The following is a 19,761-nucleotide window of genomic DNA, read 5'->3' as shown; positions in this document are numbered from 1 at the left end:
AACAACCAATCTCTAAATCTTATGTTCTATGCTCTATGTTCTATGTTCTTACTTCTTGGGTACTTGCACCGTCCACAATTGGCCACCAAATGGCTCGCTGAGCAATTCGATGGTCAACGTATTGGCATTTGAATTGACTGAGCGTGGAATCGTTGCCGTGCCAGTGCTCATTTTGCCGTTGCGCACGCGAATGGTTTGGCGTTCTTCGCGCAAACGATAGACAATGCCGCTGGTATCGCTGACCGCAATATTATTATTCGTCAGGCCCAATTGCACGATGCCCGGGGTGGTGTTGCGCACACTCCAATGCAGCACAATCTGATCGGCGCAAAATTGCACCCGATCAAGGGTTACTGCCACATACGCCTCTTCGCTGGCGCGACTATCGATCGTATACCATTGATAGGAAACGGGATCGCGGGCTTTGCGAATGGTCTGGCCAAAGGTAGTGATACAGCCGCTTGGTGTTGGCGAAGCCGCCGGAACCGGAATTGTGCCATAGATCTCAGGCGTTGGCGCATTTGAGATAATGGTAATGTTGCGGCCCTGCACCAGCACCAAAATCAACAGCAGCGAGATGACCGCCCAACCTAAAACATTGAAGCGCGTGCGCAGCGAACTATCGCGCACTCGTTGTTGCCAGGTTTTGGGCAATGCTGGCTCGATAACTGGCTCTGGCACAACAATTGGCTCTGGCGCGACGACTGGCGGTGGTGGATCAGATGGCGTATCATCCCATGCTGGCATGACCCCAGCAACCAATTGATTCACTTCTTCCCAGATCGAGCAATTCAGCAAGCGCGGAATCTTGAGCATTTCCTCGTCGGTGAAGCTAATTTCGTCGGTGCGCTCAGTGACCAAGTGGGTTGGTAACTCATCTAGGCCTTTGACGTTCACCCGCCAATCGAGATGAATTTCTGAGCCAGGCTCCAAAATTGGCGAGATGACGATCAGGCGTTTGCAAGCCCGAAAATCGGTTTGGCTTGCCTTTTGCTCCGACATAATCTCGTGCTGATGGTCGTGCAAGAAATTACGCACCGCATAGTAATAGGCAATCACTTGATTGTAGGGATTTTTGCGGCCTTGATTGAGCCATTTGACCGAACCTGAGCTACTGACAACCTTCCAGCGGCCATTGACCGAACCATAAACCTTGCCATCGCAGTGCTTCATTTCAACAATAAAGACTGCATCGTTCTTCAACACCACAAGGTCAATGGTATGGCCACCGACGCTAAAATTCGCCAGCATGACGTATAGGCCTTCCAAACGGTCGAGACCGTTGGCTAAGGCAATAATTGCTTTGCGCTCATTGGGGTGTTCGGGCTTTTCGCCAATCCAAACTTGAACGGCCACGGGTACGCTCCCTAGCCAAAAAAGAGCTAATTCTGTGCTTATATTATCATTGTTTCGCTGCTGCGTGCATTGACGAATTGTTAAAAATAGTTGAAAAAGCAAAAGTATGCAATAATGGATTGGATTTTTGATTCACGCTGATGTGGAAAACGCAACATGTTAATTACGATTGATATTGGCAATACGAATAGCAAAATCGCCGCATGGGATGGCGATCAGATGGTGGCGCATTGGCGGTTATCAACCCAACGCCAAAAATTAACCGATGAATATGCAGTTCTGGTGCGCAGTTTGTTTGAATTGCGTGGCATCTCGATTAATCAGATTGAGGGTTGCGCAATTTCGTGCGTTGTGCCGCCATTAACTAGTGTGTTTAGCGAATTGAGCCGCACCTATTTGAATGTTGAGCCAGTGGTCATTGGCCCAGGCATCAAAACTGGCATGCGCCTGTTGATTGATACCCCGCGCGAACTTGGCGCTGATCGGGTTGCTAACTCGGTCGCCGCATTTCGCCGCTACGGCGGGCCAGTGATTGCGATTGCTTTTGGCACGGCAACGGCGTTTGATGTGATTTCTGCTGAAGGCGATTATATTGGCGGAGCAATCGCGCCAGGCATTGGCATCTCTGCTGATGCGCTGTTTCGGGCTGCGGCCAAGCTTTATCACGTTGAATTAGCCCGCCCGCCGCGAGTGATTGGCAAAAATACCTCGCACTATATGCAATCTGGGATCGTTTTGGGCTATGCTGGCTTGGTTGAAGGCTTGATCACGCGTATGTGGCAGGAGTTGGGTGCGCGTGGCACGGTGGTAGCAACTGGCGGCCAAGCAGAAGTAATTGCTGATATTATCGCCAGCGAAACCCATGTGATCGATCATGTTGACCCATGGCTGACCCACGAAGGCCTCAAGATGATTCACGCCATGAATCGCCAATAACTGTGGATGCCCTCACCCCAACCCCGTGCCACGTGGCGCGGGGTTTTGCATGATTTGTGGTGAAAAACGAGTGCTCCCCATCGCTCGCGTCCAGTGGGAGAGGGGCTAGCTTCCAAGGGTCGGTTTTAAGATTCCCTTACACCAACCCCTCTCCCGTGGCGCGGGCGAGGGGCTTTCATGGCGGAGTTTTTTGCATGATATGTGGTGAAAAACGAGTGCTCCCCCTCGCCCGCGTCCAGTGGGAGAGGGGGTTGGGGGGTGAGGGAAGTTAAATTTCTAGCTATGGCGTTCGGCATAGGCGATGCCTGCTTGCAGCGTAGCCTCAACCACCAAACTATTGAAATTCATGCCGGTGGAAACGAGGGCTTGGGCAACCTCTGGCCGAATGCCAACCAACATTGGCTCGCTACCCAACAGTCGTACGCTATCGATCAGCTCTGAGAAGGCTTGACTGACCAAATTGTCGATCACTGGTACGCCCGTAACATCGATAATGATCCAGCGTGGTCGGTCGGTCGAGATGCAGCCAAGCACGTTGGTTTGCAAGGTTTTAAGCCGTTGTGGGCCGAGTTCGCCAATCAATGGCACAACCAACATGCGCTTGCCAACAGGCAAAATTGGCACACTCATCGAGCGAATAATTGCCCGTTGATTTTGAATCGTTTCGAGTTGGGCAGCTGCATCGCTGCGGGCAGTTTCGGCCTCGTTGCGGGCTTGGTCGACTCGTTCAACCTGATTGCGCAGTGCTTGCTGCTCGTTGTTGATACTATCGAGCAAATGGTTGAAGGCCACCACCACATCGCCAATTTCATCGAGGCGCTTGACCTCGGCACGTTGCTGATAATTGCCAGCGGCCACAGTTTGGGCGGTTTGTTGCAATGCGCGAATTGGCTTGAAGACCATATATTGGAATAAGGCCATCAGCCCGATCAGCGCTAAAACGGCAATCACCCCAAGCACATTCATATAACGCAAGGGATTGTTGGAGATATTGGCGCGGCGTTGAATGCCCTCATCAGTTACTAAATCGCGGTAGGCCTTGAAGCGGGTATCGAAGGATAAATTCAAATCGCGCACTTGGTCGAAGCGGCGTTCGATGACGCGGGGATCGTCTGTTGCAGCTTTGTCGATAAAGAGTTGCGTATCTTCGATAATTGATTGCACCGAGCGGCGCAACGCAACATACGATTCTTGGGTTGGCTGGTTGGTGTCGCCAGTTAAGCCATCCATCACGCCAATTAGGCGTTCAGTTTCACGCACCCAGCCAGTGCGCGAGAGCAAATATTGATCATCGTTGGTTTGTAAAAAGGCTAGCGTATTTTGGGTAACGCCTTGGGCACTAGTTTGCAAACGCAGCAATGAATCGAGCTGCGGAATCGTTTGATCGATCAGCGACTCGACATCAGTTCGATACTTGCCGAGTGACCAGCGCGCAATGAGATTAGCACTGCCCACCACAATCACCAGAATGATCAGGCCCAAGCCAAAACGTTGACGAATCGATGAACGCATAATGCCTCAGTGTAAATAGTGTTGATACGATCAATGCGATTATGCTGTTGTTGATTCGTTGAGCGTTGCAAAAATGGCTTATAACACCATTTGGGCAGCCCGCCCCGCAACCAGGAAGCAAAACAGCGCAACGGCGACTGTCCAACCGACTCCACCCAAAACTGCTCCTACGCGCGCGCCGATGCTTGGTCGGGCTTCAATTAAGCGTGGAATAATTTCCTTGGTGAGGGTGCGATAGCCTGTCGCTAACAAAACGGCTCCAAGCACAAGATGCGCTAAGCCAAAGCCTAAAATGCCCAGATTGCCAATCAGCTGCATAGTGTGTCGTCTCCTTTGTCGATCAAGGATGCTGCCTCTCTATTCTACGGGAGAACTGCCCGACCTGCAACTAATTGAGTAGCAAAAACACGATAAATCCAGCAACTAGGGTCGGTATTACTTGACGGCTATACCAGGCCACAATGATCGCAATTGCCCCAGCAGCCATTTTAGAATTAATCAGATCAATTTGTTTATTGCTGATGGCTAAATCGCTGGCAATAATTGCCGCCAACACTGCCGCTGGCACAAAGCGCAGGCCGCGCTGAACGATCGCTGGAAAGTCGGCGTTATTCACCAGCCCAATGAACGAATAGCGAATAGCAAAGGTGATCAAGCCAATCACCACAATCGTGAGCCACAGACTCATGCGCGCTTCCCTTCAACCGCTAAGCCAACCCCAATGCCCACAACTGCCGCTGCCATTAAATCGAGTTTGTAGGGCAAGCTGGATGCAAGCACTGCCACGCTCGCTCCAGTTACCGCCGCTGCAATCAGCGCTTTATCGCGCAGAATTGGAATCAGAATTCCAATGAACGTCAGCGCTGCGGCAATATCCAAAACTGGCATAGGCGGTAGTTGGCTGCCAACCAAAATGCCAATTGCGGTGCTGATTTGCCATGAGATCCAGAGCATAAAGCCTGCCCCAAAAAAGAACCAATGGCCATGTTCAGGGTCGTTGCGTTCTTGATAGTTGGTAATTGCCACCGCGTAGGCCTCGTCGGTGAGCAAATAGGCCAACAGCACCTTCCACCAGCGATTGAGTGGTTGCACATAGGGCGCAAGCGAAGCGCTATACAAGGCGTGGCGCAAATTAACCACGGTTGAGGTGAGGATAATCGCCAAATTCGGTGCGAATGAGCCAAACATTTGGGCGATGATCATCTGCGAGGAGCCACCAAACACAATCGTTGACATGGCTTGGATGAACCATGGCGATAAGCCAAGTTTTAATGCAGTTACCCCATAAATAATTCCAAACGGAATTCCGCCCATAATAATTGGAAGCTCGGCTTTGGCTCCGGCCAACCATGCTCGGTACTTTGGCTGCATGCAGGGTTCCTCAGCTAAAAAAAGAAGCAGGCTGTGGGACCAGCCTGCTCACCAATCGCCTAAACGCTTAGAGACTTTGCAAGAACGCCGTAACTCCTTGGCTCGCTAGTTCTGGTTGCTCGATGAAATAGCAATGACCACTCCCAGGAATTAACTGGAATTCTGCATTAGGCAGCAAATATGCCAGCAATCGCCCGTTGCCAATCGGCACCAAGGCATCGGCATCGCCATGTTGCACCAGCGTTGGGTGCTGAAGCTTGGGCAGGCGCTCGATCGTGCTGTGATTCATAATCGCGCTCCATTGGCCCATAAAGCCATGCGCCGGGCCATGATTGCGCATTCCAAGCTCGATATATTCCTCGATTACGTCGGGGTGGGCGGCCACAAAAGCCGGAGCAAAATTAAAGCGCACGCTATCTTGCATCACTTGCTGCGCGCTTTTTTGGGTTCCACTGAGCATCAATTCCAACACCCAAGCCTCTGGAGCAAGGTTGCTGGCTTCGGCGTGAAACTCAGTTGGCAAGGTTGGAATGTTGCTTGGGTCGTTGGTGTAATGCGAGAGCGTGCAGCCCAAGACCAAGCCTTGCACCCGTTCAGGGTAATTGAGCGCCACATGTTGGGCAATCATGCCGCCCATTGAAACGCCCCAAACATGCGCGCGCTCGATGCCAAGATGATCAAGCAAGCCAATCGCATCGGCAGCAAAATGCTCCATGCTATAGGCAGTGAAATCGGTTGGGGCAGTGGTTTGGCCGACCCCACGATTATCATAATAAATTACTTGAAAATGATCAGTTAAGAATGGCAATTCTTTGCGCCAGCCATCGAGCGTGCCGCCCAAACCCATAATTAACAGGAGTGGTGAACCGTTTCCAGCGACTTCATAATTAAGCGTAATGCCATTAATTGCAGCCTGTGGCATGCCAAAATACCTCCAAAAATTTACTAAGCCACTGAGCGTTCCATGATGATCCGTAGCCACGCCAATAAGCCAAATTCGATTGCCGTCATCACACAGGCAACCATGGCTGGGCGCGCCAGTTGGGTCAAGCGCACAACCGTATTTTCGCTACGGGTAATCATCGCAATGATCATAATATTGACGATAAACATCACGCTGAGAATGCCCACCGTGCTGAAGATTGCCAATGGATAGGCGATAAACGGCGAGGCTAGTTGGGTCAGCACAAACAAACAAACCGCCACCGCCACCAAAATCGCGTAATCGCGCCAACCACCTATAATGCGTTGGTCGGTACGGGCGTTGGCTCGCACGCTGATGTTGAAGGCAAAGAGGATCATCGTGCCCATGCTAATGCCCATCGCCAAGCCAGAGAGAATCCGCAAGATTGGCTGCGGCGTGTAGAGATTGTAGTTGCCAATATCAAGCAGCAGCGAGTTAAAGCCATCGCTGCCCATCCAGCCGACGCTCAGAATTAGCACAATGCCAATCGCCAATGGTGGCAATTTGGCGGCGCGGCCACGGCCCATAGCAACCAGCGTAATGATTGTTGCCAAGAAACCGCTATATAAGCCAGTATTGCGCTGACAGAGCGGCATCATCGTGCCGCCAAGGCTAAGCGTATGTTCCTTAGAGCAAACGCCATGCACCACCCAACTGAGTTTTTCGGTGAATCCGCCAGGAATTAAAAAGAGGCCAGCGATGGTTAAGGTCAACAAGACCCCAAGCAAGCCCCATAAGGCTGGGCGTTCGTCGCGCTCTGGCAGTGGCTTGGGTTTGCGTGCCTCTTGCACAATGACTTCGCGCTCGGCTTTGTGGGCTTCAACTTGTTGCTTGGCCTTTTCAAGCACTAAACGATTGAGATCACGTTCATTCATGATCGGGCTTACTCCTGCTACTTGGGGGTTGGTTTCAGCGCTTAGGGTTGCCCAAAATCGCTGATCAGCTTATTGGCTTGCGAGCGGCTGATGGCTCCGACATGGATTTTTTGCACCAGCCCATTGCGATCGATAAAGTAGGTTGTGGGCAGATAGTTAACATTAAAGGCTTTGCTAATGCTGCCATCGCGATCGAGTGGCAATACATAGCTTACCCCAACTTCGCTGGCAAAACGCTGCACAACCTCGGCATTTTCATCTTTGTTCACACCAATAAAGACCACATCTTGGCGTTCGCGGGCGATGGCCTCGAAATCGGGCATTTCGGTGCGGCATGGCACGCAGGTCGTTTGCCAAAAATTGAGCACCACGACTTTGCCGCGAAAATCGCTGAGCGCGACTTTTTTGCCTGCTTGCTCATAGCTCAGCTCAGGAATTTGCTCGCCAATTTGCACCGTGCCTGCGGCCAAACTCAAATTTTGGGCGAGGCTTACATCTGCGGCTGGCAGGCTTTGTGCTGTGGAGTTGGTTTGACTGGCACATGCAGCCAGCAAGCATAAAATTAATCCAAATGAGGCTAAACGGCCTAGCATGGTTAAACTCCTTGATTTGGGCTAGGTTGTGAGTGAAGTGACGTACGAATTTGGGTCTCATTAAACGGATAGTACCAAGATTGGGCTGCAATTTGCAGCACAGGTATCTTATACTTATAACGCTCATACACCGTTATCTCATCGAGAATATTGATACAGACCAGCCGAGCCTGAAACTCGTGGGCTAGTGCTTCTAGCCAATGCTCGGCTTCGTCGCATAAATGACACCCTGGACGCATATAAAGCTGCCAATCCATAATTGACCCTCCTAGCATGCTATTGTACCGCGTCCACGATCAACGAGTGTATTGTTTTGGAAGGAGCTTGCTCATGCCCCCGATTGACGTTCGTGGTCGTAGTTTGATGTACGATGATACTGGTGATGGCGAGGTTGTGCTGTGTATTCACGGCTTCCCGTTCAACCGCTCGATGTGGGATGAAGCGCGCATGGCCTTAGCGAGCCGCTATCGGGTACTTAGCCCCGACCTGCGCGGCTTTGGCGAATCAAGTGGCAGCGATAGTTGGACGCTCGACGATCAGGCCAACGATTTGATCGAATTATTAGATCGCTTAGGTATCGATCGTGCTGCGGTGCTGGGTTTATCAATGGGTGGCTATATTGCCTTGAATTTGGCCCGCCGCTATCCAGAACGCTTGTGGGCAATGGTTTTGATTGATACCAAAGCCACATCCGACAATTATGAAGCCAAGCAAAATCGGCTTAAAACCGCTGAGACCGCTCTCCGCGAAGGTGCGGCACCGATTGCCGCTCAAATGTTGCCCAAATTGCTCAGTTCTGCCAACGCCGAAGATCAGCGTTTGCTTGAACGGCTCAACAGCATGATGCTCACGACCAATCCTAAAACGATTGCCAACGCCGCCCATGCGATGGCCAGTCGCCCCGACTCAACCCAATATCTTTCGACGATGGCGATGCCAAGTTTTGTGATTGTTGGCAACGACGATCAGATTACCACGCCCCACGATGCCCATGCGATGGTCAATGCCTTGCCAAACGCCAGTTTGGTGACGATTCCCGATGCTGGGCATATGAGTGTGCTGGAGCAACCAGAAATTGCCTATGGCGCAATTCGGGCCTTTTTGGAGCAAGCCCATAATGCTTGATTGGCAATTTGCTTAGATCTATAATCAACAAATCCGATTATAGCTATCTAAGGAGTTGCGCTCATGGATTTGGGCAAACTATCGCGCCGCCAATTTTTAGGAGCCGCTGGCATTGTGACGTTTGGGATGTTGGCTGGTTGTGGGGCCGAAGAAACGCTTACGCCTGCTGCAACAACCGAGCCAGTTGAATTTAACGCCGATAGTGCATTGCAACTGCTCAAAGATGGCAATGCCCGTTTTGTGACCAGTCGCACGATTGACCCCAACCAAGATGCCAATCGACGCAACACGACGGCCAAAGGCCAAAAACCGTTTGCCACGATTGTTGGCTGCGTCGATTCACGGGTTGGGCCAGAAGTGGTGTTCGACCGTGGCATTGGCGACTTGTTGGTGGTACGCACGGCGGGCCACGTGATTGATGCGGTTGAAATTGGCAGCATCGAGTTTGGGGTTGCCGAGTTGGGCACGCCACTGGTGCTGGTATTGGGCCATGAAAAATGTGGGGCAGTCAATGCAACGATCGAATCGATCGAAAGTAACACGCCAGCCCCCGACCAAATTGTTTCGATTGTAGAGCATATTCGGCCAGCGTATGATGCAGTTACCGCTACAGAGCAAGAACCAAGTGATTTGCTCGATGCAGTGGTGCGCGAAAATACCAAGTTAACCGTTGCCGCCCTCAAAGCAGCACCGTTGTTGGCCGAGCTTGAAGCTGCGGGCAAAGTACGCATTATCGGTGGCTACTATAGCCTTGATAGTGGCATCGTCGAGTTTTTCTAGACCTCCAATTATTGGTCTTTAGATACGTCTCTTGGGTAGCGGAACCACAACAGTGTTGGAGCCAAGGCTTGCTATGCTGATAGCAATGGTGCTTTGCATACAAGGAAGGGTTTTCCTATGGCTCCACCTGTTGTTTTACCAGATCTGCAAACATTAACCGTTGATGCGGCGGCGGCGCTGGCCTTTTTGCTTGCTGGCAACGCCCGCTTTGTTGCCAACCATCCCCTCGATCCTCATCACGATAGCCTCTACCGCCAACAATTGACCCAAGCCCAACATCCGTTTGCCATGATCCTCGGCTGCATCGATTCGCGGGTGATTCCCGAATTGTTGTTTGATTGTGGCTTTGGCGATTTGTTGGTGATTCGCACGGCAGGCCATGCAATTGATGAAGTGACGGTTGGCAGCATCGAATTTGGCGCTGATGTGCTGGAAATTCCGTTGCTGGTGGTGCTTGGCCATGAGCATTGTGGGGCGGTCAAAGCAACAATCAATATGCTTGATCAGCAGCAAACTGCGCCCGATCGGATTGCTGTGTTAGTTGATCATCTGCGCCCAGCGGTTGCTGAAATTGATATTCATGATCCGAATCGTTTGGATGCGGCGATTCGGGCAAATGTGCTGCATACGGTGGCGGAGTTGCAGCAGATTCCATTATTGGCCCAACGTGAGCACGCTGGTTTACTGCGGATTGTGGGAGCTTACTATAGTTTGGTGAGTGGCGCAGTCGAATTACTGACTACGCCACATGTTTGAACCCTATTTTTCTTCGATTGTGACGGTCAAAATTGCATCGCCAGGTGCGCCGCCCATGCCGGGGTCGCGTGGCGTGATTTGATCAACCACATCTTGGCCAGCGGTAACTTGGCCGAAGATCGTATAGGCATCGGGGGTCAAGTGCAACGCTGGAGCCAAGGTGATGAAAAATTGTGAGCCATTGGTATTTGGGCCAGCGTTCGCCATTGCCAAAACCCCTGGCTTATCGAACAGCAAATTGCTGGTTTTATCTTCGTATTCGTTGATAAACTCATAGCCTGGGCCGCCCATACCGGTGCCGGTTGGGTCGCCACCTTGCGCCATAAAGCCAGGAATCACGCGGTGGAAGGTCACGTTATCGTAGAAGCCTTCGCGGGCCAAAAACACAAAGTTATTGACCGTGCGTGGCGCATTTTTAGCATTGAGTTCAATCACAATATCGCCTTTTTGGGTTTTGAGCGTGGCGATGTATTGCTTATTCACATCAATCGTCATTGCTGGTTCGCTGGTATATTGCTTGGATGAACCTGGGTTCGTGTTGCTCTCGGCGGTTGGCCCAGAGGTTGCACGACCTGTGCTGCTGGCCTCGGTTGGTGCAACTTCGGCGGTTGGCGCGCTGGTCGGGCGTGGCTCGAGCGTTGGCATTGCGGTTGATTGGGCAGAACCACAGGCGGCTAAGACAAGCGCTAAAAGCGCAATCGTGGTTGTTCGGCGCATTAATTGATACTCCTCACAGGACATAAAAAATTCACCGTGGGATTATAGCACGGGAGTGAGAACAAAGAGCAAAGAACACGAAATAGGCTATAGGCTTTTGGCTATGGGCTTTTGTTTCAAATCACCCTCTATGCTCTATGTTCTTTCATCCCTCATCCCTCATCCTTCATCCTTATCTACTCGCCTTTGGCAAACACCCCGTCGAGGTGGGCGGCATCGTTGACCCGCAAAACGCGCCATTCATCGCCGTGGGCTACAATTTCGACGAATGCACCGTTATCGAGCCATAATCGGCCAAAATGGCGCAATGGTGCTGCCAACAGGTGGCACACCAATGCCCGAATCGCCCCGCCATGCGAAACTGCGACCACGGTTTGGCCGCGATGATTGGCTACGAAGTGATCGAAGGCATTGGCCATGCGCCGCTGCAACTCTGCATACGATTCGCCATTGAGCCGTTGAGTACTGTCGGGGTTGAGTTTGATTAATTGCATATGATCAGGAAACAGATCGTGCAATTCTTCTGGCGTGTGGCCAGCCCAATCACCATCGTTAATCTCGCGTAAATCGCTCAAGGCTTGCGGAGCCAGCCCAATGTGTTCGCCAATGATGCTGGCAGTTTCCCAAGCTCGGGCAATATCGCTGGCATAAAGCTGATCAATTGTTAGTTTGGCAAGCCGTTGACCGGCGCGTAAAGCTTGTTCGCGTCCACGCTGATTCAAGGGAATGGGCAAATGGCCTTGATAACGACGTTCAGCATTCCAGGCTGTTTCACCATGACGAACCACGATCAACCGCATAAGACGACCTCGCTTGACACTAATGCTAGGCTATTGTATCAAAGCCAAAACTTGGCTTCGTTGTCAAATCAATCTCTCCTCGCTATAATACGCCCTAAAGCGATAACTTTGCATTTTTTAGTAACCCACACTTCGTGGGGGAGGCGAGCCGAATGTCTCAAGTTGCCTTAACACCACGTTCTCAGCCAACGACTGTTTGGCAGTTACGGCGCAAAAAAGTCCCCGATCAACTTTCGTTGCCTGCTGACTACGTTCCAACTGACTATACCTCCTTGCCAACCCCCGAAGAACCCAAAAAAGGTGGTGGGCTTGGGATGATTTTGGTTGGCCTTGTGCTGCTCTTGGTGCTTGGCGCTGTGGCCTATGGCGTGATCAGCCAAGGTGGCGACCCAGAAGTTACGCCAACGCCTGTTGCGCAAACCACCCTCGACATTGAGCGCGCCAGCATGATCGTAAGCGATGGCAAATTAACGGCTCAAATCAACATTAGCACAGATGCCCCTGATAATAGCCAAGTGGGAGCGATCTTATTGGAAGATGGCCGCCCATTTGAGTTTTTTGATACCGCAGCCATGACCTCAACCGTGGCCGCTGGTAAAGCTCGTTTGACCATTCCCGAAATCGAAGACCACGAAGATGGCCGCAAATCATCAGAATATACCGTCCAAGTGACGGTTGCCAACGCTGAAGGTGCGGTTTTGGCCACAGCCAACGAACCAATTGAAATCAAGGGCGATGCCCTCGATCGCTTCTTGGGCGATGCTGCTGTAACTCCGGTCGATGTTACGCCAACGGTTGAATCAACCGAGCCAGTTTCCGGCACTGTTGTGCCAACGCCTGCTGATGGTGCTACGCCAGTAACCCAAGTTACCCCGCCGGTGCAACCAACTGCCGCTGCTGGTGGCGTGCCAGTGCCATTGGATAATGTTGTGATTAGCCGCCCAGGCATTATTTACACCACGCCGTATGGCCCAGCCAACCAACGTGGCAACGTGACCTCTGGCGAAATTGCGCGGATCGTGGTCAAAATGCCAGTCAACGGCGAAGTTTGGTACTTGGTGGCAATTAGCCAAAGCGGCCAATCGGGCTGGCTCAATAGCAGTACCATCGATTTGCCAGCTAGCGAGGTTAACAAAATTACCCCAGTCAGTGGCGATGCACCATTTGCCGTAACCTTCAATGGTGGCAATGTGCGCTCAGCACCTGGCGCTGACGTTGTTACTACAGTCGATGCTGGCATCAACCTAACCTTGACTGGCCGTAGCAGCGATAGCGCTTGGTTCAAAGTCAAGCTTCCCGATGGTACCGAAGGATGGGTCGCTGGTCAGATCTTGACTATCAACCCTGCGGTATTAAATACCATCCCTGTAGCACCATAAAAAACAGGACTAAGCATCCTTGACTCAACAAAAACCCGTGGGATACAATAGTCTCACGGGTTTTGCCATGGTTGCCGTATCTGTCTTGGAGGTTAAACGTATGGATGAACAGCAAAAAACACCGATCAGCGGTTCCATGCAACGAGCGGTGCGCGGTGATAAAAACCCACTCGATGCAGTTGAACAAGAATTACGCAGCAGTGTCTTTGGCCAAAATCGGGCGATCGAAAGCTTAATTCGGGCCTTGAATCGCGCCCGCTTTGGGTTTAGCGCTGGCAGCCAGCAACGCCCACGAGCAACCTTGCTTTTTCTGGGGCCAACTGGCGTTGGTAAAAGTGAATGCGCCAAGCGCTTAGCTGCATTTTTGCATCCGCAGGGTGGTGGGTTCCTCAAGCTCGATTGTTCGCTGTTTAGCCAAGGCCACGAAGTTTCAGCCTTGCTTGGCGCTCCTCCCTCCTACGTCGGACGCGATCAGAAGCCATTGCTCGACCCCGATTTGATCGAGCAAGAAAATGCTGTGATCTTGTTTGACGAAATTGAAAAAGCAACATCCGAGCTGTGGAATTTGTTGTTGCAAATTATGGAAGATGGCGAGATTACCTTGCTCAACGGTGGGCGCAAAGTTTCGTTCCAACGCGCTATTGTTATTATGACTACGAATGTTGGCGCTCAGGAAATGGCAAATTATGTCTCGCAACGCACGATTGGCTTCCGCACCCCCAATCGCGTCGTCGAATCAACCGGCCAACAAATTTATCAAATCGGCTTTGAATCGTTGCAAAAGGTGTTTAGCCCTGAATGGATCAATCGGATCGATGAAATTATCGCCTTCCGCCCATTGAGCAGCGATACCTTGCGCCAAGTGCTCGATCGCATGGTTGCTGAATCGAATGATCAATATCGCCGCCATGGCGTGGAGATTAGCCTCAACGAGGAAGCACGCGATTATATTTTGCGCCGTGGTTTCGACCCCCGTTTTGGTGCTCGCCCATTGCGCTCGCGCTTGATGAAGGACATCGATGCCCCATTGGCCGATTTGCTGGCCTCGGGCGGGATTCCAAATGGCGCGAAAGTTCAAATCGTGGTCTCAGAAGAAGAAGCCAAAGATGGCAATAACCTTGATTTCTTCTACGAGCCTGATGCGACCTTGGCAGCATTTGCCGCCGATTATGCAGCACAACAGCAGCAAGCACCACCATCAGTCCGCGAAGTCGCTGGGCCACCATCCCACACTCCAGGCCCGTCGATTGCCCGCTCGACCGAAAATAACAATCGGCGCTAGCGTTCCTTCACCCCCACCCCTCTCCCACTCAATGCGGGAGAGGGGCTTTTTGTTTTGAGGTTTGTGCATGATTTGAGATGAAAACGAAGCTCCCCCTCGCCCGCGTTTTCGTGGGAGAGGGGGCTGGGGGGTGAGGGAACTTAAAAGCGTTGGCTGGCGCTTTGTTCAGCGGTTTGGTCACGCAGTTTGACATAACTTTTATGGCGGGCTACGCTGATTTGGCCAGTCTCAACCGCTGTCAACACTGCGCATTCTGGCTCGTGGGTATGCGTGCAATCGCTGAATCCGCATTGGTCGATAAAGGGGCGGAATTCGCGGAAGCACCATTCGAGTTCGTCTGGCTCCATTTGATACAAGCCAAGCTCACGAATCCCAGGCGTATCGGCCACGAAGCCGCCAGCGTGCAAGGGCACCAATTCGCCAGCTACGGTGGTGTGCTGGCCTTTATTGACTGCATCGCTCACATCGCCAGTGCGCAAATTTAGGCCTGGCTGAATGGCATTGAGCAAACTCGATTTACCAACGCCTGAAGGGCCAGTAAAGGCCGAAATTTTATTATGAATTGCTTCTTGAACTTGCCCGATGCCTTGGCCAGTGGCGACGCTGGTATAAAACACCGGGTAGCCAATTTGCTCGTAAATGTTGAAAACCTCTTGTTTGCTCTCGCTCGCTAAATCGCATTTATTGGCGATGATCGCTACATCGAGGTTGTTGGCCTCGGCAATCACCAAAAAGCGATCGATCATGCGCACATGTGGCTCTGGGTGCGCTACGGCAAAGGTGATTAGCACAATATCGAGGTTGGCGACAATCACTTGTTCAAAGCGGGCACCTTTGATTGCGGTTCGCGCGAGCTTGCTGCGCCGTGGATAAATCTCTTCGACAGCGCCTTCGCCAGGCATCGTTTGGGTGATGCGCACATAATCGCCGAGCGTTGCGAGGTCGCTATATTGTTTGGTTTTTTTGAGCCGTCCGCGCAGGGTGCAGCGCAACGTTTCGCCGGTTTCGTCGAGTTGTACCCAAAAAAAGCCACTTTGGGCCCGCATGATTGTTCCGTTCATTCACGCTCCTTCAATGCTTTGGTCAGTGGTTTGGTCATGGTTGTGCTCCATATAATCGGTGTCTTCGTCCATAAAATCTTCGTCGGCCAACGAGCGGCCTGTCAGGGTCATAAAAACGTCTTCCATAGTAGCGTTGGGCTTGCCGATTTGCTGGCCAATGCTGGTTTTAAGCCCTTGCGGCGTATCCAAGGCCACAATTTTGCCAGCATCGATAATGGCAATGCGGTCGCAAAGCCGATCAGCTTCGTCCATATCGTGGGTCGTCAAAAAGACGGTTGTGTTGGATTCATCGCGTAAACGGCGCACAAAGCGCTGCACATCCGAGCGCGAACGGGGATCAAGTCCGGTGGTTGGTTCATCGAGCAGCAAAAGCCGTGGTTTGGTGAGCAGGCCACGGGCGATGGCAACTTTTTGCTGCATGCCGCGTGACATATTTTCTAGCGGCTCATATAAGCGTTTTTCTTTCAAGCCCAGCGCTGCCAAAATGCGTACCGATTCGCTGCGGGCATAGGCTGGCTTGAGATCATACAAACGGGCGGCGTACATTAAGTTTTCTAAGGCGCTCAACTTCTTAAAAAACGCAGCCTCAACACTAACCCGATTGATTAAGCGCTTGACTGCTTTCTCATCGGTGCGTACATCGAGGCCAAACACCTGAATCTGGCCAGAATCGGGAATTAGCAACGTTGAGATCAAGCGAATCAAGGTTGATTTGCCTGAACCATTGGCCCCGAGCAAGCCAAAAATTTCGCCTTCGGCCACATCGAGGCTGATATGATCAACCGCAACCACCGGAGGCTTCGGGTTGGGACGTGGGCGACGAGTGAGCCAATGTTTGACTTCACTCGTGCCGAATTGTTTATAGATATTTGCCACCACTAAAGCAGGTGCTTGCTGCATTGTTGTACTCCATCCAATGGTTGCACGAACCGGTCAACTGCTAGGGCTGCTAGCAATTCCATGATATGCGATAGATGGGATCGATCAACACTCGCTCTTCGTTGAGCAGGATTATCGACGCTTGCTGGCGTGGTCGTCGCTGACATGCAGCTCCAAGCGCCGGAAGCCAAGTTGATCGAAGGCCAAGTCGACCAAACGGCCAATGCGGCTGGTTTGATCTTGATCAGGCTCGTGGGGCAACTCAGCATACGCCCGTTTCATGGCGTTGGTTTTGGGCTTGGGCTTTTCTACACACAGGACGGTTCCATCGCGGTCGAGCATTAACACTAGGAGCCTCCTAAACAAACGTAATAGACCATGAGTATCTTGCTTGAAAGAATGCTCACGGCCCATCATAGAAAGGCAGGTCCACAGCCGCAGAAAACAAGAGCCGTGAGCGTTGTTAGAATCACGCCCACGGCCCTCGGTGCTTATTAGCGTATCGCTTTAGGAGAGAAGCACGAGGTAGATGGGCGCATGGGTGCCTGCATCACTTGCAGTGCGCACTGGATTGTTGATCAAGTTGATCATCATGCAGCCTCCATCTAAGAAAATAGCAGAATTGATTTCGAACAGGCCTAGAATAGCATAGCCGCTTGCAGGCCGTCAAGTAGCGATCTCTCAGTCTTTAGGCGGATTATCGAACTAGGACTCTTGGGGGAGCTAGCAATCGTTCGGATTACCCAAAAATATGGTAGCATAGCCTTAATCGCGATCTCAAAGGATACCCCATGGATCACTGGCAAACCTTACACATGGCAACTCGGCTTGGCGTGCTTGATGCCCCATACCCTTTACGCTACTTAAGCACCGATGATGGGGTCGATTTGGGTCGCCTAGTGCATGCCGCTGGCCTGCCGCTGCCCAACGAGCCTACGCCAACGCTCTCGGCCACCATCGATTGGGCCTTTGCCGTTTTACAAGGCGAGTATGGCCGCTTACTCGATGCCTGCTCATTTGTGATCGAAACTCGCAGCGGTTTGCTGGGCGCAATTGTCGTGGTCAAACAGGCCAATACGGTCGAAATTCTCCAGCTGGCGGTTGATCAGGCCTTTCAGCAGCAACAATTTGAGCAAGCCTTGCTCAGCGCAGCCCTCAATGCCTTAGCTCAAGCGCGCTATCCACAGGTTCAAGTACGCGTGCTCGCCAATAGTTCACAGGCCCACTTTTTTACCAATCACGGTTTCATGCTAGCAGAGGACGTGAACGATGCATCCACTTCAAACCACGATTGATCAGTATGCAGCCCAATTTGATCGTCGCCGTATGACGATTTTAGCTGCCCACGTCGAAGAAGACAATGGCACGGTGCTCCGTGGTCGGGTGTTGGATCGGAGCCAGCATGCGGCGCTTCTGGCGTTGTTGCCGAATGTGCGCGATGAGTTGATTGTGCTGCGCGAGCAGCCAGAGCACGGCTTTGCAACAGTTGGGTTTGGCGTTTTGGATGTGCGCTGGCAAGCTACCCGCGATTCAGAATTGGTTACCGAGGCCAGTTTTGGCGAAGGCTTAGAGGTGATCGCCCATGATCAACAATGGTTAAACGTCATCACCAGCGATGGCTATCTTGGTTGGGTGCATCGCAACGGCGTTGTGCTCCACGATCAGCCTAGCGATTATCGCAACGCCGCCACCCACGTTATTACCAGCCGCTGGTTGCCATTGTTAGGCTTAGAAGGCGAGCAAATTGGCTTGTTGCCATGGGGCATCAGGCTTAAAATTGATGAATTTCGCGATGGTAAAGCCTTTATAAGCACCCCTGCTGGCGTGCCTGGCTGGCTCGAAGCTGATTCATTAACTCCCGTCGATGATTTCTCGATTGATCAAGCTGGAATCGACGATATGCTGCGGGCGATTCGCCAATTAATCGGCGTGCCCTATCTTTGGGGTGGCACAACCAGTTTTGGCTTCGATTGCTCGGGCTTGGCGCAGGCGGCCTATCGTTGGCTGGGCGTGCAATTGCCGCGTGATGCAGATCAGCAATCGCAAATTGGCCATTTGATCACGCGGGAACAGGTTGGCGCTGGCGATTTGCTGTTTTGGGGCGTGTTGCGCAACATCGAAGATTATCGCCACGAGCGAATTAACCACGTCTCGATTGCGCTTGACAACGAGTGGATGATTCATGCCAATCAACGCAATTGGAGCATCTCGCTCGATCGGATTGATGAAGTGCATCAACAAGTTTATCAGGCTCAAGGCAACCCTGGTTTGGTCGTTATGCGGCGGATTCGTGAGGAGCAATAGCCATGGAATGGGCACTGTATCCGGTTGAACTTCGTTTACGCAACACCTTTCGGATTGCCCACGGTGCTAGCACGACGCGCCATAATGTGCTGTTGAATTTGGATGATGGTTGGGGCGAAGCTGCTGCTGTAGCGTATCATGGCGAAACTGCGGCCAAAATTCAGGCTTGGCTCGAACGCTATCGCGCCACAATCACCAGCAGCTATGATCCAGCGGCAATTAGCTGGCTTTTGGGCAAGCTTGATTTTGAGAGTCGGGCTGCCCGCGCTGCCGTCGATTTGGCCTTACACGACCGCTTGGGCCAGCAACTTGGCGTGCCGTTGCGCCACCTATTGGGTTTGAATGGCTTGGAGTTACCCCAAACCTCGGTCACGTTGCCAATTGAAGAGGCCGCAGCCTTGCGCCAACAAGCCTTGGCTGTGGCGCATTATCCCATTCTCAAGGTGAAATTGGGCGGGCCTGCCGATTTGGCCAGCGTGGTAGTTATTCGCGAAGCAGCCCCGAATAGCCGCTTGCGGGTTGATGCCAATGCTGGTTGGAGCCGCGAAACGGCTGCTAAATTGATTCCGGCTTTGGCAGAGTTGGGCGTTGAGTTGGTTGAGCAACCGTTGGCAGTTGATGATGTTGATGGCTATGCTCAGCTCAAAGCTGCCAAGTATGGCGTGCCAATTTTTGCCGATGAGCCAATTAAAACCGCTGCTGATGTGGCCCGCTGGGCCAGTGTGGTTGATGGCGTGAACCTCAAGCTGATGAAAACTGGCGGCATTGTCGGCGCACAAGCAGCGATTGCCACCGCCCGCGCCCATGGCTTGCAGATTATGCTTGGCTGTATGATTGAATCCAGCATTGGGGTTTCGGCGGCCTGTGCCTTGGCAGGTTTGGTTGATTTAGTTGACCTTGATGGGCCGTTGTTGATTGCCAATGATCTAGCAACTGGGCTTCATTTTGAAACCGCCAAGATTTTGCCAGCCACAGCGCCAGGCTTAGGCGTGCAAATCGATTGGCCAGCGCTCAATGCTGCTCGGCTTGAAACACGCCAGCATACAGCCGACAGCGCCTAGAGAAGCGCTT

Annotated in this window: 23 protein-coding genes; 9 read left to right on the top strand and 14 right to left on the bottom strand. The window is 52.1% G+C overall.

The genetic code is table 11. The features are described 5' to 3' along the window. Positions 1–48: 48 nt before the first annotated feature. Positions 49–1,356 (bottom strand): nuclease-related domain-containing protein, encoded by a 1,308-nt coding sequence (locus C5S61_RS09165; RefSeq protein ID WP_110514758.1) that lies wholly within the window; start codon positions 1,354–1,356, stop codon positions 49–51. A 156-nt stretch (positions 1,357–1,512) separates the two neighbouring features. Between C5S61_RS09165 and C5S61_RS09160 the strand changes: the two genes are divergently transcribed. Further along, the gene (locus C5S61_RS09160) at positions 1,513–2,292 is read left to right on the top strand and encodes a type III pantothenate kinase (RefSeq protein ID WP_110514757.1); all 780 of its coding nucleotides are present in this window, start codon (positions 1,513–1,515) and stop codon (positions 2,290–2,292) included. Positions 2,293–2,568: 276 nt separating this feature from the next. Here C5S61_RS09160 and C5S61_RS09155 read toward each other — a convergent pair whose 3' ends face one another. The 8 genes from C5S61_RS09155 to C5S61_RS09120 all read right to left on the bottom strand — a co-directional run bounded on the left by C5S61_RS09155 (position 2,569) and on the right by C5S61_RS09120 (position 7,864). Beyond that, a complete protein-coding gene (locus C5S61_RS09155; protein WP_110514756.1) occupies positions 2,569–3,804 on the bottom strand; it encodes a HAMP domain-containing protein in 1,236 nt (411 codons plus the stop codon). Between the two features lie 78 nt (positions 3,805–3,882). Beyond that, positions 3,883–4,122 carry a hypothetical protein gene (locus C5S61_RS09150; RefSeq protein WP_110514755.1) on the bottom strand — a complete coding sequence of 80 codons (240 nt, stop codon included), beginning with the start codon at positions 4,120–4,122 and terminating at the stop codon, positions 3,883–3,885. 70 nt (positions 4,123–4,192) lie between these two features. Next, positions 4,193–4,492, bottom strand: coding sequence for an AzlD domain-containing protein (locus C5S61_RS09145; RefSeq protein WP_110514754.1), 300 nt, complete (start codon positions 4,490–4,492; stop codon positions 4,193–4,195). Next, positions 4,489–5,175, bottom strand: coding sequence for an AzlC family ABC transporter permease (locus C5S61_RS09140; protein WP_110514753.1), 687 nt, complete (start codon positions 5,173–5,175; stop codon positions 4,489–4,491). Before C5S61_RS09140 ends, C5S61_RS09145 begins: the two co-directional genes overlap by 4 nt. Positions 5,176–5,242: 67 nt before the next feature. Next, a complete protein-coding gene (locus C5S61_RS09135; RefSeq protein WP_110514752.1) occupies positions 5,243–6,097 on the bottom strand; it encodes an alpha/beta fold hydrolase in 855 nt (284 codons plus the stop codon). Between the two features lie 23 nt (positions 6,098–6,120). Further along, positions 6,121–7,014 (bottom strand): DUF2085 domain-containing protein, encoded by an 894-nt coding sequence (locus tag C5S61_RS09130; protein WP_110514751.1) that lies wholly within the window; start codon positions 7,012–7,014, stop codon positions 6,121–6,123. A gap of 41 nt (positions 7,015–7,055) precedes the next feature. Continuing rightward, positions 7,056–7,607, bottom strand: coding sequence for a TlpA disulfide reductase family protein (locus C5S61_RS09125; protein ID WP_110514750.1), 552 nt, complete (start codon positions 7,605–7,607; stop codon positions 7,056–7,058). Between the two features lie 2 nt (positions 7,608–7,609). Further along, entirely contained in the window at positions 7,610–7,864 is a 255-nt protein-coding gene (locus C5S61_RS09120; RefSeq protein ID WP_164689305.1) for a glutaredoxin family protein, read from the bottom strand. 73 nt (positions 7,865–7,937) lie between these two features. Between C5S61_RS09120 and C5S61_RS09115 the strand changes: the two genes are divergently transcribed. The 3 genes from C5S61_RS09115 to C5S61_RS09105 all read left to right on the top strand — a co-directional run bounded on the left by C5S61_RS09115 (position 7,938) and on the right by C5S61_RS09105 (position 10,268). Further along, positions 7,938–8,732 (top strand): alpha/beta fold hydrolase, encoded by a 795-nt coding sequence (locus C5S61_RS09115; protein WP_164689304.1) that lies wholly within the window; start codon positions 7,938–7,940, stop codon positions 8,730–8,732. A gap of 63 nt (positions 8,733–8,795) precedes the next feature. Continuing rightward, positions 8,796–9,512 carry a carbonic anhydrase gene (locus C5S61_RS09110; RefSeq protein ID WP_110514747.1) on the top strand — a complete coding sequence of 239 codons (717 nt, stop codon included), beginning with the start codon at positions 8,796–8,798 and terminating at the stop codon, positions 9,510–9,512. 117 nt (positions 9,513–9,629) lie between these two features. Then, entirely contained in the window at positions 9,630–10,268 is a 639-nt protein-coding gene (locus C5S61_RS09105; protein ID WP_110514746.1) for a carbonic anhydrase, read from the top strand. Between the two features lie 3 nt (positions 10,269–10,271). Here the strand turns inward: C5S61_RS09105 and C5S61_RS09100 are convergent, their stop codons facing one another. Both C5S61_RS09100 and C5S61_RS09095 read right to left on the bottom strand, forming a co-directional pair. Then, positions 10,272–10,985: a peptidylprolyl isomerase gene (locus C5S61_RS09100; RefSeq protein ID WP_338066633.1), complete on the bottom strand. Its 714-nt coding sequence runs from the start codon at positions 10,983–10,985 to the stop codon at positions 10,272–10,274. Positions 10,986–11,161: 176 nt separating this feature from the next. Then, entirely contained in the window at positions 11,162–11,785 is a 624-nt protein-coding gene (locus C5S61_RS09095; protein ID WP_110514745.1) for a histidine phosphatase family protein, read from the bottom strand. Between the two features lie 152 nt (positions 11,786–11,937). Between C5S61_RS09095 and C5S61_RS09090 the strand changes: the two genes are divergently transcribed. Then, positions 11,938–13,164, top strand: a complete 1,227-nt coding sequence (locus C5S61_RS09090; protein WP_110514744.1) for an SH3 domain-containing protein — start codon at positions 11,938–11,940, stop codon at positions 13,162–13,164. A gap of 100 nt (positions 13,165–13,264) precedes the next feature. Then, on the top strand, positions 13,265–14,446 hold the full coding sequence (locus C5S61_RS09085; protein ID WP_054536261.1) for an AAA family ATPase: 1,182 nt from the start codon (positions 13,265–13,267) through the stop codon (positions 14,444–14,446). A 140-nt stretch (positions 14,447–14,586) separates the two neighbouring features. On the opposite strand, the gene rsgA is transcribed toward C5S61_RS09085, so the two are convergent. The 3 genes from rsgA to C5S61_RS09070 all read right to left on the bottom strand — a co-directional run bounded on the left by rsgA (position 14,587) and on the right by C5S61_RS09070 (position 16,734). Next, a complete protein-coding gene (rsgA, locus tag C5S61_RS09080; RefSeq protein WP_110514743.1) occupies positions 14,587–15,507 on the bottom strand; it encodes a ribosome small subunit-dependent GTPase A in 921 nt (306 codons plus the stop codon). Continuing rightward, the gene (locus C5S61_RS09075; RefSeq protein ID WP_110514742.1) at positions 15,508–16,407 is read right to left on the bottom strand and encodes an ABC transporter ATP-binding protein; all 900 of its coding nucleotides are present in this window, start codon (positions 16,405–16,407) and stop codon (positions 15,508–15,510) included. It abuts the gene before it with no gap. A 111-nt stretch (positions 16,408–16,518) separates the two neighbouring features. Continuing rightward, the gene (locus C5S61_RS09070) at positions 16,519–16,734 is read right to left on the bottom strand and encodes a hypothetical protein (RefSeq protein WP_110514741.1); all 216 of its coding nucleotides are present in this window, start codon (positions 16,732–16,734) and stop codon (positions 16,519–16,521) included. A 443-nt stretch (positions 16,735–17,177) separates the two neighbouring features. Between C5S61_RS09070 and C5S61_RS09065 the strand changes: the two genes are divergently transcribed. From C5S61_RS09065 to C5S61_RS09055, 3 genes are read left to right on the top strand one after another with little or no spacing between them, the layout of a single operon-like run. Then, the gene (locus C5S61_RS09065) at positions 17,178–17,681 is read left to right on the top strand and encodes a GNAT family N-acetyltransferase (RefSeq protein WP_110514740.1); all 504 of its coding nucleotides are present in this window, start codon (positions 17,178–17,180) and stop codon (positions 17,679–17,681) included. Then, positions 17,656–18,690 (top strand): C40 family peptidase, encoded by a 1,035-nt coding sequence (locus C5S61_RS09060; RefSeq protein WP_110514739.1) that lies wholly within the window; start codon positions 17,656–17,658, stop codon positions 18,688–18,690. Before C5S61_RS09065 ends, C5S61_RS09060 begins: the two co-directional genes overlap by 26 nt. Before the next feature lie 2 nt (positions 18,691–18,692). Next, positions 18,693–19,751: a dipeptide epimerase gene (locus C5S61_RS09055; protein ID WP_110514738.1), complete on the top strand. Its 1,059-nt coding sequence runs from the start codon at positions 18,693–18,695 to the stop codon at positions 19,749–19,751. The last annotated feature ends 10 nt before the right edge of the window (positions 19,752–19,761 follow it).

The sequence above is a fragment of the Herpetosiphon llansteffanensis genome (genome assembly GCF_003205875.1).
Classification (GTDB): Bacteria; Chloroflexota; Chloroflexia; order Chloroflexales; family Herpetosiphonaceae; genus Herpetosiphon; species Herpetosiphon llansteffanensis.
The sequence above is the reverse complement of the archived record's forward strand: the minus strand, read 5'-3'. Positions and strand labels throughout refer to the sequence as shown.